This window comes from Bradyrhizobium sp. JHI2711, from assembly GCF_056156565.1.
The window spans coordinates 1,797,084-1,811,383 of the sequence record NZ_JBPZPT010000002.1; the positions used below are offsets into that span (position 1 = coordinate 1,797,084).

At 64.7% G+C, this 14,300-nt stretch carries 16 protein-coding genes; 7 read left to right on the forward strand and 9 right to left on the reverse strand.

From position 1 onward, the window contains the following. Nucleotides 1-10: 10 nt before the first annotated feature. The 7 genes from ACTEK7_RS20995 to pqqA all read right to left on the reverse strand — a co-directional run bounded on the left by ACTEK7_RS20995 (nucleotide 11) and on the right by pqqA (nucleotide 5,096). A complete protein-coding gene (locus ACTEK7_RS20995; RefSeq protein ID WP_036027271.1) occupies nucleotides 11-688 on the reverse strand; it encodes a DUF4286 family protein in 678 nt (225 codons plus the stop codon). 13 nt (nucleotides 689-701) lie between these two features. Further along, entirely contained in the window at nucleotides 702-1,688 is a 987-nt protein-coding gene (gene pip / locus ACTEK7_RS21000; RefSeq protein ID WP_109144748.1) for a prolyl aminopeptidase, read from the reverse strand. Further along, the gene (gene pqqE / locus ACTEK7_RS21005) at nucleotides 1,678-2,859 is read right to left on the reverse strand and encodes a pyrroloquinoline quinone biosynthesis protein PqqE (protein ID WP_225112124.1); all 1,182 of its coding nucleotides are present in this window, start codon (nucleotides 2,857-2,859) and stop codon (nucleotides 1,678-1,680) included. Before pqqE ends, pip begins: the two co-directional genes overlap by 11 nt. Beyond that, on the reverse strand, nucleotides 2,856-3,167 hold the full coding sequence (pqqD, locus tag ACTEK7_RS21010) for a pyrroloquinoline quinone biosynthesis peptide chaperone PqqD (protein ID WP_025034414.1): 312 nt from the start codon (nucleotides 3,165-3,167) through the stop codon (nucleotides 2,856-2,858). Before pqqD ends, pqqE begins: the two co-directional genes overlap by 4 nt. A 12-nt stretch (nucleotides 3,168-3,179) precedes the next feature. Then, nucleotides 3,180-3,935, reverse strand: coding sequence for a pyrroloquinoline-quinone synthase PqqC (gene pqqC / locus ACTEK7_RS21015; RefSeq protein WP_249786432.1), 756 nt, complete (start codon nucleotides 3,933-3,935; stop codon nucleotides 3,180-3,182). A 20-nt stretch (nucleotides 3,936-3,955) separates the two neighbouring features. Then, the gene (gene pqqB, locus ACTEK7_RS21020; RefSeq protein WP_109144745.1) at nucleotides 3,956-4,885 is read right to left on the reverse strand and encodes a pyrroloquinoline quinone biosynthesis protein PqqB; all 930 of its coding nucleotides are present in this window, start codon (nucleotides 4,883-4,885) and stop codon (nucleotides 3,956-3,958) included. Between the two features lie 130 nt (nucleotides 4,886-5,015). After that, on the reverse strand, nucleotides 5,016-5,096 hold the full coding sequence (pqqA, locus tag ACTEK7_RS21025) for a pyrroloquinoline quinone precursor peptide PqqA (protein WP_007595659.1): 81 nt from the start codon (nucleotides 5,094-5,096) through the stop codon (nucleotides 5,016-5,018). A 262-nt stretch (nucleotides 5,097-5,358) separates the two neighbouring features. Between pqqA and ACTEK7_RS21030 the strand changes: the two genes are divergently transcribed. The 6 genes from ACTEK7_RS21030 to ACTEK7_RS21055 all read left to right on the forward strand — a co-directional run bounded on the left by ACTEK7_RS21030 (nucleotide 5,359) and on the right by ACTEK7_RS21055 (nucleotide 9,959). After that, on the forward strand, nucleotides 5,359-5,616 hold the full coding sequence (locus tag ACTEK7_RS21030) for a DUF6894 family protein (protein WP_036007354.1): 258 nt from the start codon (nucleotides 5,359-5,361) through the stop codon (nucleotides 5,614-5,616). A 232-nt stretch (nucleotides 5,617-5,848) separates the two neighbouring features. After that, the gene (locus ACTEK7_RS21035; protein WP_036027256.1) at nucleotides 5,849-7,249 is read left to right on the forward strand and encodes an amidase family protein; all 1,401 of its coding nucleotides are present in this window, start codon (nucleotides 5,849-5,851) and stop codon (nucleotides 7,247-7,249) included. Nucleotides 7,250-7,251: 2 nt separating this feature from the next. After that, nucleotides 7,252-7,728 carry a glutathione peroxidase gene (locus ACTEK7_RS21040; protein ID WP_036007360.1) on the forward strand — a complete coding sequence of 159 codons (477 nt, stop codon included), beginning with the start codon at nucleotides 7,252-7,254 and terminating at the stop codon, nucleotides 7,726-7,728. Between the two features lie 11 nt (nucleotides 7,729-7,739). After that, nucleotides 7,740-7,982 (forward strand): DUF3297 family protein, encoded by a 243-nt coding sequence (locus ACTEK7_RS21045; RefSeq protein WP_036007363.1) that lies wholly within the window; start codon nucleotides 7,740-7,742, stop codon nucleotides 7,980-7,982. Between the two features lie 162 nt (nucleotides 7,983-8,144). After that, nucleotides 8,145-9,314: a D(-)-tartrate dehydratase gene (gene tarD / locus ACTEK7_RS21050; RefSeq protein ID WP_225146870.1), complete on the forward strand. Its 1,170-nt coding sequence runs from the start codon at nucleotides 8,145-8,147 to the stop codon at nucleotides 9,312-9,314. Nucleotides 9,315-9,692: 378 nt separating this feature from the next. Beyond that, nucleotides 9,693-9,959 (forward strand): GIY-YIG nuclease family protein, encoded by a 267-nt coding sequence (locus ACTEK7_RS21055; RefSeq protein WP_225147060.1) that lies wholly within the window; start codon nucleotides 9,693-9,695, stop codon nucleotides 9,957-9,959. A 305-nt stretch (nucleotides 9,960-10,264) separates the two neighbouring features. Here the strand turns inward: ACTEK7_RS21055 and ACTEK7_RS21060 are convergent, their stop codons facing one another. Both ACTEK7_RS21060 and ACTEK7_RS21065 read right to left on the reverse strand, forming a co-directional pair. Continuing rightward, nucleotides 10,265-11,617, reverse strand: a complete 1,353-nt coding sequence (locus ACTEK7_RS21060) for a malonyl-CoA decarboxylase (RefSeq protein WP_225146871.1) — start codon at nucleotides 11,615-11,617, stop codon at nucleotides 10,265-10,267. A 224-nt stretch (nucleotides 11,618-11,841) separates the two neighbouring features. Further along, a complete protein-coding gene (locus tag ACTEK7_RS21065; RefSeq protein WP_225146872.1) occupies nucleotides 11,842-12,732 on the reverse strand; it encodes an AraC family transcriptional regulator in 891 nt (296 codons plus the stop codon). Nucleotides 12,733-12,785: 53 nt separating this feature from the next. Here ACTEK7_RS21065 and ACTEK7_RS21070 point away from each other — a divergent pair, with 53 nt between their 5' ends. Further along, complete coding sequence (locus ACTEK7_RS21070; RefSeq protein ID WP_057026057.1) at nucleotides 12,786-13,958, forward strand: MFS transporter; 1,173 nt, start codon at nucleotides 12,786-12,788, stop codon at nucleotides 13,956-13,958. Nucleotides 13,959-14,300 lie beyond the last annotated feature (342 nt).

Consider the following 14,300-nt stretch of genomic DNA (forward strand, 5'->3'; position numbering starts at 1 on the left):
CGGATGCCGTTCAGCCGCGCGCGACATCGCTCTTGGCGAGGTCCCACATCAGGCAGTAGGTGCCGACGGAGATGGGGAGCGGGAAGGGCGCCGCAGCCGGGCCGGTGAAGCGCTCGGCGATGACGGCGGAGACGGCATTGACGTGCGTGCCGTCGATCAGCACGAACCAGTCGCGCGCGCCCTCGTTGCGCACCGCCGGAATTCCCGCCGTTGCGCCCGACAATTCCGGCTCGCTTTCGAGCAGGTGCATCGAGATGATGCCGTCGCGGTCCTGCGGCGCCAGCTTTTCTTGCAGCGCATCACGCCACGCACCGGCGTTGTCGGGCGTCGGCCGCAGCCGCACCAGGCCGAGCGACGCGCCGCGGCCAGTACCCTTGCTGATTGTGATGCGCGCGACCACGCGCAGCATGTCCCTGAAGCGCGCCATGGATCGCCGCGACCATTCGGTCTGGTCGGCGAGGCGCGCCCGGTAGGCGGGGCTGTCGAGCACGCCGAGCGTTTCGGTCGAGTACAGCGAGAGATATTTGGGGTTGGCGGCATGCGCGACATAGCGCCGCGCTTCGAGAAATCCGTCGATTGCGACACGCTCTTCCAGATGCTCGCGATCGTACCAGCGGTTGAAATCGGCCTCGTCCGCAGCGTCGATGTTCATCGACGTCAGCAGCATGCCCTTTCCGGCGAGCGGCATTCTTCTTGTCCTCTCATCGCCCGATCTTCGACGCAAGGTCCGCGATCGACTTCATGACCGCGTCCCTCACGCCGCCATCATAGAGCGAATGCCCGGCTTCTTCCACGATGCGAAGCTCGGAACCGGGCCATACTTTCGCAAGGGCCTGCGCTGTCGCGGGAGCACACAACAGATCATAGCGACCCTGCACGATCATCCCGGGAATGCCGTCGAGCCGGCCCGCGTTCCGCAGCAGCTGGTCCTCGTTCATGAAGCTGTCGTTGATGAAATAATGCGCTTCCATGAACGGCGTCGCCGGCAATGTGCGCCAGACGTTCAGCCCGGCGAGGTCGAGCCGCGTCCGTGCCGGCTTGTGCTCGGACAAGACGCGCTCGGTGTCGTGCCAGGCCTTCGCCGCCGGGCCATGCACGGCAGGGTCGCTATCGAGGATGCGGCGCCAATAGGCATCCACCGGCCGGTCGCGCTCCTCTGGCGGCAGCACGCTGAGGAAATCCTCGTACAGCGCCGGATGGAATTGCGACAGGCGCGAGGTGAAGGCCGTCTCGACCTCGGCCCGCGTGCCGAGAAACGTCGCGCGCAGCGCTATGCCGGAGACGTGCTCGGGATGCGCCTCTGCATACGCCAGCGCCAGCGTCGCGCCCCAGGAACCGCCGACCACCATCCAGCGTTCGAAGCCGAACTTTTCGCGGATCGTCTCCATGTCCGCGATCAGATGCTGTGTGGTGTTGTGCTCGCGCGATCCCTTGGGCCGGCTGCGGCCGCAGCCGCGCTGGTCGAACAGCACGGCGCAGAAGCGGTCGGGATCGAACAGCCGGCGATGGTCGGGCTGGCAGCCGCTGCCGGGCCCGCCGTGCAGATAGACCGCGGGGATGCCGTCGCTGCGGCCGACGCTCTCGACATAGAGCTCATGGCCGTCGCCGACGTCGAGCATATCGGAGGTCAGCGGCGCAAAGGGATCAGTGCGTTTGGCCGCTGTGCCCGCGTCGGCGTCAGGCGTCATTCTCGGATTCCAGGGTGCCGCCGGCGAAGTTGCGATAGAGGAAGCGGCTGGTGTCGCCTGCGGCCTCGGCTTCCGCCTGCTTGAAGATGGTCTCGTGCAGCGGCGACAGCGCGCAGGCCGGGTCGGTGTTGGCGGCGTCCCCGGTCAGCGCGAAGGCCTGGCAGCGGCAGCCGCCGAAATCGATCTCGCGGAACTCGCAACTCTTGCACGGCTCCTTCATCCAGCCGGTGCCGCGATAGCGGTTGAAGGCCTCCGAGTTCTGCCAGATCCAGGCGATCGAATGGTTGGAGCGCACCGATTCGAAATCGAGCCCGGTGATGCTCTCGGCGGCGTGGCAGGGCAGCACCTTGCCGGCGGGCGAGATGTTGAAGAACTGCCGGCCCCAGCCGCCCATGCATTTCTTCGGCCGCAGCGCGTAATAATCCGGCACCACGTAGTCGATGGTCAGTCGGCCCTTCAGCCGCTCGCGTGCCTCCTCAACGAGGCGGGTACACTCATCGAGCTGCGCCACGGTTGGCATCAGCGCGGCGCGGTTCTTCAGCGCCCAGCCGTAATATTGCACATTGGCGACCTCGAGCCGGTCGGCGTCGAGATCGAGCGCCATCTGGATGATGTCGGGCAACTGGTGCAGGTTCTGCCGGTGCATCACCGCGTTCACGGTGAGCGGCAGGTCGAGCTCGCGCGTCCATTTCGCGACCTCGAGCTTCTTGCGGTGGCCGCCCTTGTAGCCGGCGACGCGATCGGCGAGGCCGTCTTCGATGCCCTGGAACGAGATCTGCACATGGCAGAGCCCGGCATCTGCGAGATCGCTGAGCCTCTCGCGCGTCAGCAGCACGGCCGAGGTGATGAGATTGGTGTAGAGCCCGGCGTCGCTGGCATGCTTGACCAGCTCGACGAGATCTTTCCGCGCCGTCGGCTCGCCACCGGAGAAATGCACCTGGAGCACGCCGATCTCGGCGAGCTCGCTCAGCACTTTTTTCCACTCGTCCGTCGTCAGCTCCTTGCCGGAGCGGTCGAGCTCGACCGGGTTGGAGCAATAGGGACATTGCAGCGGGCAGCGATGGGTGATCTCGAGCAGCACCGCGAGCGGAATGCCGAACGTCTCCGCCGTCGAGCGCTGCTTCTCCAGCACCGCGAGGCTGTCGCTGGGCGGGATGGTCACGTCGCTCATGACGTCTTCTCCCTGATCTCGGTGAGAAAGCCCTTGTCGGCGAGATCCTGCAGCATGGCGATGACGTCGGCCAGGATCGCCTCGCGCGGCGCTGCGTACTTTGCGGCGAGCTGATCGGCGACGTCGCCGACATTGCGCTCGCCGTTGCAGAGTTGCAAGACCTCGACCGCAATCTCGTCCGGCGCCAGCACGCGCTCCGGCGCCAGGATCACCCAGACCTTGCGGGTCTCGTCATATCTGAGCTTGGCATGCCGCGGCAGCACGGGGCGGCTCGCCTCGCTGACGCTGATGTTCCGCGGCCCGGCCATTGCTTTTAATCCTTAGCTCGCTTTGGGCACGAACGCGCCCGGCGGAATGTGGCCCTCGACATAGGCATGCTGGAGCGCATCCAGCTGCACCCACAGCACGTTGGTCTTGAAGATCAGCGCGTTGCAGACCTGCGCGCGCTGCTCCGGCGTCGTGGCGTGCCTCTTGACATAATCGAGCGCAAAATTGGCGTCGCGCGGCGCCTGGGTCAGGCGGCGCTTGAAGTAGCTCATGATATCGGGGTTGACGAAGTCGTAGTGCTCCAGCATGCCCGAGATGCGTTCTTCATGCAGGTTCGGCGCGAACAACTCGGTGAGCGAGGAGGCGATCGCCTCCAGCGGGCTTTTTTCGCGGCAGAAGTGCACATAGGCTTCCACCGCGAAGCGCGTCGCCGGCAAGATGCCTTCGGTGGATTCGACGTAAGCGGTGTCGAGCCCGAGCCCTTCGGTCAGCTTGATCCAGCGCTCGATGCCGCCCTCGCTGTCGACATCGCCGTCATGGTCTTCGATGCGATGGCGCCATTCCAGCCGCGTGGCGCGGTCGCGGAAGCGGGAGATCACCACCGCGTCCTTGATCGGAATGGTGCTCTGGTAATAGTAGCGGTTGAGCGCCCAGGCCTGCACCTGGCCCTTGTTCAGCTTGCCGCCATGCAGCAGCTTATGGAACGGATGCAGGCTGTGATAGCGCGTGGCGCCGATGTGGCGCAGCGCCGCCTCGAGCTCCTCGGCCGAGTTGAGCCTCAAGTCCTTGCCGATCGAGAGCGCGGTCATTCCAGTCAGTGATTCGGCGTTCACAGCACGATCTCCGTTCCATCCGCCGGTATCTGCCAGCCCGCCTCCTCAGTGAGCTTGCGCTCGGGCGAGCCGGGCAGCAGCGCCGGATTCGAGTTATTGATATGCAGAAACAGCTTCCTGTCGATATTGAGATCGGCCAGCCGGGCGATGGCGCCGTCCTCGCCGGACATGGCGACATGGCCCATGCTCTTGCCGGTCTTGTGGCCGAGGCCGGCCCTGATCATCTCGTCGTCGCGCCAGACGGTGCCGTCGAAGAACACTAGTGAAGCGCCGTCGATCTCGGCCTTGAGCGCGTCGGTCACCTCGGCGCAGGCCGCGATGAAGTAGAAGAACTTGCCCGTGGCCTTGTCGGTGATCTTCAGGCCCAGCGTGTCGCCGTCGCCGCTCTCGCCGCCCGGATGCACCTTGCCTTCGAGATACCAGGCCGACTTGCCCGGCACGGCAAAGGGCAGCACCTCGAGCCCCGAGCGCGTGCCGTCGGGCAGCCGCGGCTCGAACGGCTCGCGGATCGCGATCGGCTGGCGCCGCACGTTCTTCTCGTTCAGCACGTTGAAGATGCTGTTGGAGCTGAGGATCGCCAGCACCTTCTCGTGCGCATAGATCGTGAAGGGCGAGCCTTCGCGCATCGACAGCAGGCCGGCCACGGCATCGACTTCGCTGTTGGTCAAGATCACGCCCGCAATCGGCGTGTGGCGCAGCGCGCCCGCCTTTGGGTGCAGCTGCGGCGTGGCGTTCAATTGCTGGCGAAGATCGGGTGAGGCGTTGATCAGGAACCAGTGCTCGCCGTCGCCGCTGAAGGCGACAGAAGCCTGGGTTCGAAACAGCTCTTGTCCCTTCGCACGAGCCGCGCGGCAGCCTTCGCAGCCGCAATTCCACTGCGGAACTCCGCCGCCGGCCCCGGCGCCCAGGACGACGACGCGAAGCATGATCCGTCTCCTGGAGGCGAATTGGCGAGGTGGATCTCAGGCCGAGACAGTTTCGGACAAGGTTTCTCTCTGCCGGAAACGTATCGTGACCGAAAGAACCACCTGCGCAGAACGCGTTTCCACCAGCCGCTTACTTGCGGGTGGCGCTCACATACATATTGATTTCCATGCCGCAGGGCACTTCGACGATCTTAGGGGCTTTCCAGGCCATTTGGCTCTCCATTTTCGCGAATTCGGACGTATCCGCCCATTGGACAAATTAGTGCGGACGGCAAAGTTCGCCAGTGAAATTTTCCCGACCTAGGTAGTAGGCTGCGGGAATTGTTGCACTGCAAAGATGGCGTATTGCGGCCGCAAAGATGAGCGGATCAGATACGCAAAATTGCCGATAGGTCGTGATCCCTGTCGGGATAAACCAGTTGTGAGTAAGGACCGGCTTCTCATCGGCGACAGACGACCCCATTGGATCAGGCATGCCCAGATATTTCTTCAACACCCGCATCGGCGACGAACTGATCGTGGATCCTGACGGCGAGGACCTGCGCAACCCCGATCGCGCCTGGGAGGTCGCGCGCCAGATGATCCTTGAGGTTGTGAAGTCGGAAGGAACCCAGCCGGCGCTGCTGGAGGCCGTCATCGAGGTCACCGACGCCGACGGCGAGATCGTGCTGGAGTTTCCCTTCACCGAAGCGCTGCTCGACATGCCGGACCAGTCCGCGACGAGGCATTAGCCGGACGCGGTAGGTAACGGGCTCACCGTTCTCTCCACGTCATTGCGAGCGTAGCGAAGCAATCCAGGATCCCTCCCCCGGAGGCAGCCTGGATTGCTTCGTCGCAAGGGCTCCTCGCAATGACGGAGAATGAGGCAACGCCCGGCGCAAAACCCGCCTTTCACCCCCGCGAAATCCGCATGGCTTTGCCGCGTTCCCGGCGCTAAAAGACGCCTGTCATACGGAGCAAGCCATGCAAGATCTCTGGCGCCTGTCGGCCGCCGACCTCGCCACCCTCGTCAGGTCCAAAAAAGTCTCCGCCAGGGAGGCCGCCAAGGCCGGTCTCGCGCGGCTCGATGCCGTCAATCCCCAGCTCAACGCGGTGATCGACCACCGGCCGGATGACGTGCTCAAGCAGGCCGATGCCGTCGATGCCGCAATTAGCCGGGGCGAGGACCCCGGCGTCCTCGCGGGCGTGCCCGTCACCATCAAGGCCAATGTCGACCAGGAAGGCTTTGCCACCACCAACGGCCTCAAGCTGCAGCGCGACCTGATCGCGCGCGAGGACAATCCGGTGGTCGCCAATTTCCGGAAATCGGGCGCCATCCTGCTCGGCCGCACCAATTGCCCGGCCTTCTCCTACCGCTGGTTCACCACCAATCTCATCCACGGCGACACCAAGAACCCCCGCGACGCTTCGCTGACGCCGGGCGGCTCGTCCGGCGGCGCCGGCTCGGCGGTCGCGGCCGGCATCGGCCACATCGCGCACGGCACCGACATCGCCGGCTCGATCCGTTATCCCGCCTATGCCTGCGGCGTGCACGGTCTGCGCCCGACGCTCGGACGCATTCCCGCCTTCAACCCGGCGCTGCCGGAGCGCCCGATCGGTCCGCAGATCATGGCGGTCTCGGGCCCGCTGGCGCGCACGGTCAACGATTTGCGCATCTCGCTTGAAGCGATGTCGGCCCGCGACATCCGCGATCCCTGGTTCGCGCCGGTGCCGCTGCAAGGACCCGCACGCGACAAGCGCGCTGCGCTGTGCCTCAATCCGGGTGGCCTTGCCACCGCACCGGAGGTGAAGGCCGCGGTGAGCGATGCCGGCAAGCGGCTGGAGCGCGCGGGCTGGACCGTCGATGTGATCGAGGACACGCCGCCGATGCGCGAAGCGGTGGAATGGCAGATCAAGCTCTGGCTCGGTGACGGCTATGAGGCGCAGCTGGAGATGGCCGAGCGCGAGGGCGATCCCGGCGCACTGGCCTGCCTGCGCGGCAACCGCGCCAGGGTCACGCCGATGGATCAGGCCAATTACGCCAAGGCGCTGACCCGGCGAGCCACGCTGACCCGCGACTGGATGCTGTTCTTCGAAAAATACGCCGTGCTGCTGACGCCGGTCTCCGGCGAATTGCCGTTCCCCGACCATCTCGACCGCAAGGACGAGGATTCCTTCAAGCGGGTCTGGGAAGCGCAGCTGCCGCAGATCGCGATTCCCTTCATGGGATTGCCGGGCCTCGTGGTCTCCACAGGTCTCGTCGGCAGGGCGCCGGTCGGCGTGCACATCGTCTCTGGCCGCTATCGCGAGGATCTGTGCCTGCTCGCCGGCGAAGCGATCGAGGCCGGCGGCGTGCCGCCATCGCCGATCGATCCCGTGGGCTAGCGATGACCGCCATCTACGACTTCAAGGCCAACTCGCTGGCCGGCGAGGAGGTCGCCCTGCGGCGTTTCGAGGGGCAGGTGCTCTTGATCGTCAACACCGCGAGCAAATGCGGTTTCACGCCGCAATATCGCGGCCTCGAGGATCTCCATCGCGACCTCTCTCCCCGCGGCTTCTCGGTGCTCGGCTTTCCCTGCAACCAGTTCGGCGCGCAGGAGCCAGGGCAGGCGAGCGAGATCCAGGAATTCTGCTCGACCCATTACGACGTCACCTTCCCCCTGTTCGAGAAGATCGACGTCAACGGGCCGAAGGCGCATCCTCTGTACGAGTACCTGAAACGCCAGCAATCCGGGCTTCTCGGCGCCGCCATCAAATGGAATTTCACCAAATTCCTGGTGAACCGTGAGGGCCGCGTGGTCGCGCGCTACGCGCCGACCGCCCGGCCCGAAGGATTGCGCAATCAAATCGAAACACTGTTGTGAGCGAGACAATCATGAGCGACGAATTTCCGGACCGCCTGTCGGTCGACCCGAACAGCCCCTATTACAACGCGGAGATCCTGTCGCGCGACGTCGGCATCCGCTTCAAGGGCATCGAGAAGACCAATGTCGAGGAGTACTGCATCAGCGAAGGCTGGGTCCGCGTCACCGCAGGGAACGCCAAGGATCGCCACGGCAACCCGCTGACCATTAAGGTGCACGGTCCGGTCGAGCCGTATTTCCGGGATAAGAAATAGTTTGAGCCGAGCGCGCCTCGCTCTCTCCGCGTCATTGCGAGGGGCGCACACTCTCTCCCTCGTCATTGCGAGCGAAGCAATCCAGAATCTTTTCGCCGAGGCAGCTGGATTGCTTCGTCGCTTCGCTCCTCGCGATGACGAAATAAACACTGAAAGCCCCCAATGTCCATCCGCATCGTCGACGTCCGCGAGATCACCAAGCCGATCTCTTCGCCGATCCGCAACGCCTATATCGACTTCACCAAGATGACGACCAGCCTCGTCGCCGTCGTGACCGACGTGGTCCGCGACGGCAAGCGCGTCGTCGGCTACGGCTTCAACTCCAACGGCCGTTACGGGCAGGGCGGCCTGATCCGCGAGCGCTTCGCCGCGCGCATCACGGAAGCTGATCCGAAGTCGCTGCTCGACGCAGCCGGCGACAATCTCGACCCCGACAAGGTCTGGGCCGCGATGATGACCAACGAGAAGCCGGGCGGCCACGGCGAGCGCTCGGTCGCGGTCGGCACCATCGACATGGCGGTGTGGGACGCGGTGGCGAAGATCGCCGGCAAGCCGCTGTTCCGCTTGCTCGCCGAGCGTCACGGCGTCAAAGCCAATCCGCGCGTCTTCGTCTACGCCGCCGGCGGCTATTATTATCCCGGCAAGGATCTCTCGATGCTGCGGGCTGAGATGCGCGGCTATCTCGATCGCGGCTACAACGTCGTCAAGATGAAGATCGGCGGCGCTGATATCGCCGAGGACCGCAGGCGCATCGAGGCGGTGCTGAAGGAGATCGGCAAGGACGCCCAGCTCGCCGTCGACGCCAACGGCCGCTTCAACCTGGAGACCGCCATCGCCTACGCCAAGATGCTGCGCGACTATCCCTTGTTCTGGTACGAGGAAGCCGGCGATCCTCTCGACTACGCGCTGCAGGCCGCGCTCGCCGAATTTTATCCGGGCCCGATGGCGACGGGCGAGAACCTGTTCAGCCATCAGGACGCCCGCAACCTGATCCGCTACGGCGGCATGCGCCCCGATCGCGACTGGCTGCAATTCGATTGCGCCTTGTCCTATGGCCTGTGCGAATACCAGCGCACGCTGGAGGTGCTGAAGACCCACGGCTGGTCGCCGAGCCGCTGCATCCCGCACGGCGGCCACCAGATGTCGCTCAACATCGCCGCCGGCCTCGGCTTAGGCGGCAACGAAAGCTATCCCGACCTGTTCCAGCCCTATGGCGGCTTCCCCGACGGCGTCCGCGTCGAGAACGGCCACATCACCATGCCCGAGCTTGCAGGCATCGGCTTCGAAGGCAAGTCCGATCTCTACAAGGAGATGAAGGCGCTGGCGGAGTAGGAGTGTCGTTGGAGCGCGACGTCCGCGCCACACACTCCGTCATTGCGAGCGCAGCGAAGCAATCCAGAATCTTTCCGCGGAGGCAGTCTGGATTGCTTCGTCGCAAGAGCTCCTCGCAATGACGGTGGAGGGGCCACTGCCGCTCGCGGGCGTCTGGCCCGCAGCCCAATGTGCCGAATTGCGCGAGCTGTCGCCACACACTCCGTCATTGCGAGCGCAGCGAAGCAATCCAGGGTCTTTCCGCTTCGGCAGTCTGGATTGCTTCGTCGCAACGGCTCCTCGCAATGACGCTGGCGAAAGCCTCGTAGTCATCTCCTGGTTGTGCTATTGTAGAAGCTGTCCTCAGCCGAGTACGATTATGAAGCAACCTGCGTGTACATGTTCGCCAATCGCCGCAACGGGACGATCTACACGGGCGTCACCTCCCATCCGCCGCGCCGCGCGTTCGAGCATCGCGAAGGACTGGTAAAGGGTTTTTCATCGAAGCACGGCTGCAAGCTCCTCGTCTGGTACGAGCTGCACGCGACCATGTCCGACGCGATTGTGCGCGAGAAGCAGATCAAAGGTGGCAGCCGGGCGAAGAAGCTTGCGCTCATTGAGAGCCTCAATCCGAATTGGGACGATTTGTACGCGACGCTGATCTGACCGGCAGGAGATCTGCGGCTACTCGGCGAGCCGCTGCCAGGACCTCCGTCATTGCGAGCGTAGCGAAGCAATCCAGGATCTTTCCGCGGCAGCAGCCTGGATTGCTTCGTCGCAAGGGCTCCTCGCAATGACGGTGAGAGCCGAAGTCATCCGTGGTTGTCCGAGCCTGCGGCGGGCGGTCGTTGGGTTTCGCCAGCTGTCGCCCCACACTCCGTCATTGCGAGCGCAGCGAAGCAATCCAGAATCTTTCCACGGCGGCATTGCTTCGCTGTGCTCGCAATGACGATGTGGTAAGCGTCCGCCCCCTACGACAGCCTCATATCCAGCAGCCTTCGCCCTTCGCCCTTCAGCAGCTTCTTCACCGCACTCGACGCCACGACCTCGCCGTCATTGGCATAGGCCTCGTGGTTCTTCTCGATGTCGTCGAGGCGGTAGAGGTAGTTGACCATGACGCCGGCGGACTCGCGCATTCCCTTGGGCGAGAGGTCGCCCAGCCAGTTGATGCGCTCCAGCCGCGCGCCGTTGCCGAGATGGAAGCGGGCGACGGAATCGATCAGCTTGCCCTTCGGCGTGCGCGCCTTGAGGAAATAGTGCGCCGCGAGCGGCTCCAGCACGGCGCGGAGCAGTGCCGCCGTCTCCGGGCTCTCGAACCATCTGGGATCATCGAGGCGCCTCAGCACCTCGCGGTCCTCGTCCGACAGCGGCAGATCCTTGTCCTGCTTCACCCAGGCCATGAAGCCAGGCACCGGCGACAGCGTCACGAACGTGTCGAGCTTCGGCAGCTCGCGGCGCAGCTCTTCCACCACCTGCTTGATCAGGAAGCTGCCGAAGGAGATGCCGCCCAGGCCGCGCTGGGTGTTGGAGATCGAATAGAACACGGCGGTGCGCGCGCGCTCGATCGGCAGGTGCTGGCGGTCGACCGCGAGCAGGGGCTGGATCGCACCGGGGATCGTCTCGGTCAGCGCCACCTCGACGAAGATCAAGGGTTCGTCCACCATCGCAGGATGGAAGAAGGCGTAGCAGCGCCGGTCGACCGGATCGATGCGGCGGCGCAGATCGTCCCAGTCCGAGATCTCGTGCACGGCCTCATAACGGATGATCTTTTCGAGGATGTTGGCCGGAGTCGACCAGTCGATCCTGCGCAGCACGAGAAACCCCCTGTTGAACCACGAAGAGAGAAGATGCGAGACGTCGCGATCGAGCGCGGCGAGATCGGTGTGCCCGTTCATCATGCCGAGCAGATCGGCCCGCATGTTGACGAGATCGCCGGTACCGCCGGGTGCGCGGTTGAGCCGCCGGATCAGCTCCTGCCGGCGCGGCTCTGAGGCGAAGTGCAGCGAGCTTGCGTCCTCGTCGCTGGGCGCGGCGCGCCATGTCTCGATCGCCTTGGACAGGCGCTCCCGATCGGGACCGAAATCGCGCACCAAGCCCTCGAAGAAGGCGCGGCGTGCCGCCGCGTCCAGCTCCCGGTAGATGTCGAGCACCTCGCGCGCCATCGCGGTGCCCGAGGCTTCGCCCCGGCCCGACAGCAGCGCATCGCAGAGCTCGAGCAGTCCGTCGGCATCATGCTTGGTTTCGGCGGCGTCCCCCCGGCGAAGCAACGTGCGGCCGCGCTCGGAGATGGTGGCAAGCAGGTCGGAGAAGAAGGCGTTGGCCATCGGGGCTTTCGTATCAGGTCTGTGCGATGCGGCAAGCTTACACGGGATTTGGGTGCAAGCCGATCACAATCAAGCAGGCGAATGCGGCATCTTTCGCTCCGCCGTGCGTTTGGAGAATGAGGGCATGCCGGAACGGGTCGATGATATGCCGGGCAGTGCTCATTCCAACGCGCTGTCATGCCCCGGCTTGACCGGGGCATCCAGTACGCCGCAGCTTCTCGATTCTAGCCGAGCCGTCTCGGCGTACTGGGTCGCCCGGTCAAGCCGGGCGACGACACCGCGTGTGTTGCAAACTCCGTCGGCGTCCGACCCGTCACCTGGCGGAATGCGGCCGAGAATGCCGGCACGCTGGCATAGCCGAGCTGGGTGGCTAGCTGCTTCACCGACACGTTCGCATCCGTCGATATCCGCTCGATCGCCGCCGCAATCCTCGCGCGCTGGCACCAGCTCTTGAAGCTCAGCTGCGTCTCGCTCGAAAACAGCCGCGACAGCGTACGCCCGGAGGTTCCGACCGCGCGCGCCAGCGTGTCGATGTCGTGCAGGCCGGTGGGATCGTCGAGCACGATCATCGCCGCGCGGCGGCAGCGCGCTTCGCGCGGCAGCGGCACGAAAGTCGCGGAATCCTCGGCCTGGTGCAATTCCAGCATCACGAGGCGCACCAGGAGCTCGGTGCGCTCTTCGGTGTTGCGCCCGTCGAACAGCGCGAGGATCGCCTGATTGAGCAGCGGCGACACCCGCACCACGAATTCCCTGGTCAGGCCGTCATAGCGCTGCTCGCGCTTCAGCCAGGACAGGTCGAAATACAGCGTGCGCATCTCGATGTCGGCGAGCAGGTCGATGGCGTGCTCGAGCCCGGCCGGCACCCAGACCGCGCGGTCCGGCGGCACCAGCCAGCGTCCGGCGGGCGTCGTCACCTGCATCGTGCCCTTTGCCGCATAGATCAGCTGCGCCTCGCGGTGCATGTGCAGATCGATCCGCATCCCCTTGGGATAGTCGCGGGCGACCAGGTGCACGCCCGCGGGCGAGCGGTGGTTGCTCCGGACCTCCCGCAGGATTGGCGTTTGCAAGCTTGGTGTTTCCAAGATTGGCGTTTTCAAGACAGTCATTGGCGGCATCCCGTCATGGGGAGGACATATAACTCATTTCGGAGCAGGAGAGGATTCGGTAAATGAACAGCCCCAGTCGGGTCATCGGTTTCGTCAACGCAGGTCATTTCATCGACCATTATTCGATGCTGATCTTCGCCGCCGCTGTCATCATCATGGGCCCGGCGCTCGGCATGGCCTATTCGGAACTTTTGCCCTACGCGACGCCGGGCTTCGTCGCCTTCGGCGCCGGCTCGCTGCTCACCGGCTGGCTGGGCGATCGCTGGAGTCGCCGCCACATGATGCTGATCTTCTTCGTCGGCATCGGCCTTTCGATGATCGCGGTCGGCTTCGTGCAGACCCCCGTGCAGCTCGGCGCGGCGCTGCTCGCGATCGGCATCTTTGCCTCGATCTATCATCCCGTCGGCACCGCCATGATCGTGTCCTACGCCGACCGGCTCGGCCGCGAGATGGGCATCAACGGCGTCTGGGGCAATCTCGGCGTGGCGTCGTCGGCGCTGGTAACAGGCGTGATCGGCCAATATCTCGGCTGGCGCTACGCCTTCATCGTTCCCGGCGCGGTCACGGTCCTGATCGGCATCGCCTTCGCGCTGAGTGTCGTGCATGAGGACCGCAAGGGCTCGAAGCAAGCGGCGGCGCAGGCGCGGGTGGCCAGGCAGGACATGTGGCGTGTGATCCTGGCGCTGCTGATCGTGGTGATCGCGATCTCCACGACCTTCAACGCCGTCACCGTGGCGCTGCCAAAGCTGTTCGCCGAGCGCCTTGCGGACCTGACCAAGAGCCCGGCTCTGTTAGGTGTCATCGCCGCCGGCGTCTACGTGTTCGGCGCGATGACCCAGTACACGATCGGCCGGCTGCTCGACCGCTATTCGCTGAAGACGGTGGCGCTGCCACTTTCCTTCATGCTGGCGCCATTCCTGTATCTCGCCGCGAGCCTGTCCAACCTGCCGCTGATCGTCGTTTCGATCGGCATCGTCATGGGTGCGTTCGGGCAGGTGACGGTCAACGACGCCATGGTCGGCAAATACACCACCGAAGAGTGGCGTTCGCGCGCCTATGCCGTGCGCTATTTCGTCGGTTTCACCGCGGCCGGCGCCTCGGTCGGTCTGGTCGCCTGGCTCTACGAGCGGGGCGGCTTCGTCACCATGCTGCACGCCTTCGCCGCCCTCTGCCTGCTCGCGATCGCCGCCGCGCTGATCCTGCCGCGCGAGATCCGCACGCCGCAGGTGGTGTGAGGGAGACTGTCTCCACCGTCATTGCGAGGAGCCCTTGCGACGAAGCAATCCAAATTGCCGCCGCGGAAAAATTCTGGATTGCTTCCGCCTTCGCCAAGGCTTCGGCGGACAAGTCGCTGCGCTCGCAATGACGGAGGATGAGGAGGCACCCTCGCCATGCCACCCACGATGCCATTCTGCCAGTGTTTTGCCCGACGGAGCAAGCCGTTTCGGCTAAGCCGAATTTTTTTTGAGCGTTTTCAACGGCATCCCTACTGTGCATGGGGTTGTTTTCGCGGTTGGCGTTTTTGCCCCCTCCGTCCCGTCGTGCGCGGCAGGAACTCCCGCCACCTCCCGCGGGTT

What these genes read in the sequence shown, in the direction of transcription:
- ACTEK7_RS20995 (WP_036027271.1), bottom strand. Translation starts at nt 688, where the DNA reads ATGCCGCTCGCCGGAAAGGGCATGCTGCTGACGTCGATGAACATCGAC.
- pip (WP_109144748.1), bottom strand. Translation starts at nt 1,688, where the DNA reads ATGACGCCTGACGCCGACGCGGGCACAGCGGCCAAACGCACTGATCCC.
- pqqE (WP_225112124.1), bottom strand. Translation starts at nt 2,859, where the DNA reads ATGAGCGACGTGACCATCCCGCCCAGCGACAGCCTCGCGGTGCTGGAG.
- pqqD (WP_025034414.1), bottom strand. Translation starts at nt 3,167, where the DNA reads ATGGCCGGGCCGCGGAACATCAGCGTCAGCGAGGCGAGCCGCCCCGTG.
- pqqC (WP_249786432.1), bottom strand. Translation starts at nt 3,935, where the DNA reads ATGACCGCGCTCTCGATCGGCAAGGACTTGAGGCTCAACTCGGCCGAG.
- pqqB (WP_109144745.1), bottom strand. Translation starts at nt 4,885, where the DNA reads ATGCTTCGCGTCGTCGTCCTGGGCGCCGGGGCCGGCGGCGGAGTTCCG.
- pqqA (WP_007595659.1), bottom strand. Translation starts at nt 5,096, where the DNA reads ATGGCCTGGAAAGCCCCTAAGATCGTCGAAGTGCCCTGCGGCATGGAA.
- ACTEK7_RS21030 (WP_036007354.1), top strand. Translation starts at nt 5,359, where the DNA reads ATGCCCAGATATTTCTTCAACACCCGCATCGGCGACGAACTGATCGTG.
- ACTEK7_RS21035 (WP_036027256.1), top strand. Translation starts at nt 5,849, where the DNA reads ATGCAAGATCTCTGGCGCCTGTCGGCCGCCGACCTCGCCACCCTCGTC.
- ACTEK7_RS21040 (WP_036007360.1), top strand. Translation starts at nt 7,252, where the DNA reads ATGACCGCCATCTACGACTTCAAGGCCAACTCGCTGGCCGGCGAGGAG.
- ACTEK7_RS21045 (WP_036007363.1), top strand. Translation starts at nt 7,740, where the DNA reads ATGAGCGACGAATTTCCGGACCGCCTGTCGGTCGACCCGAACAGCCCC.
- tarD (WP_225146870.1), top strand. Translation starts at nt 8,145, where the DNA reads ATGTCCATCCGCATCGTCGACGTCCGCGAGATCACCAAGCCGATCTCT.
- ACTEK7_RS21055 (WP_225147060.1), top strand. Translation starts at nt 9,693, where the DNA reads ATGTTCGCCAATCGCCGCAACGGGACGATCTACACGGGCGTCACCTCC.
- ACTEK7_RS21060 (WP_225146871.1), bottom strand. Translation starts at nt 11,617, where the DNA reads ATGGCCAACGCCTTCTTCTCCGACCTGCTTGCCACCATCTCCGAGCGC.
- ACTEK7_RS21065 (WP_225146872.1), bottom strand. Translation starts at nt 12,732, where the DNA reads ATGCCGCCAATGACTGTCTTGAAAACGCCAATCTTGGAAACACCAAGC.
- ACTEK7_RS21070 (WP_057026057.1), top strand. Translation starts at nt 12,786, where the DNA reads ATGAACAGCCCCAGTCGGGTCATCGGTTTCGTCAACGCAGGTCATTTC.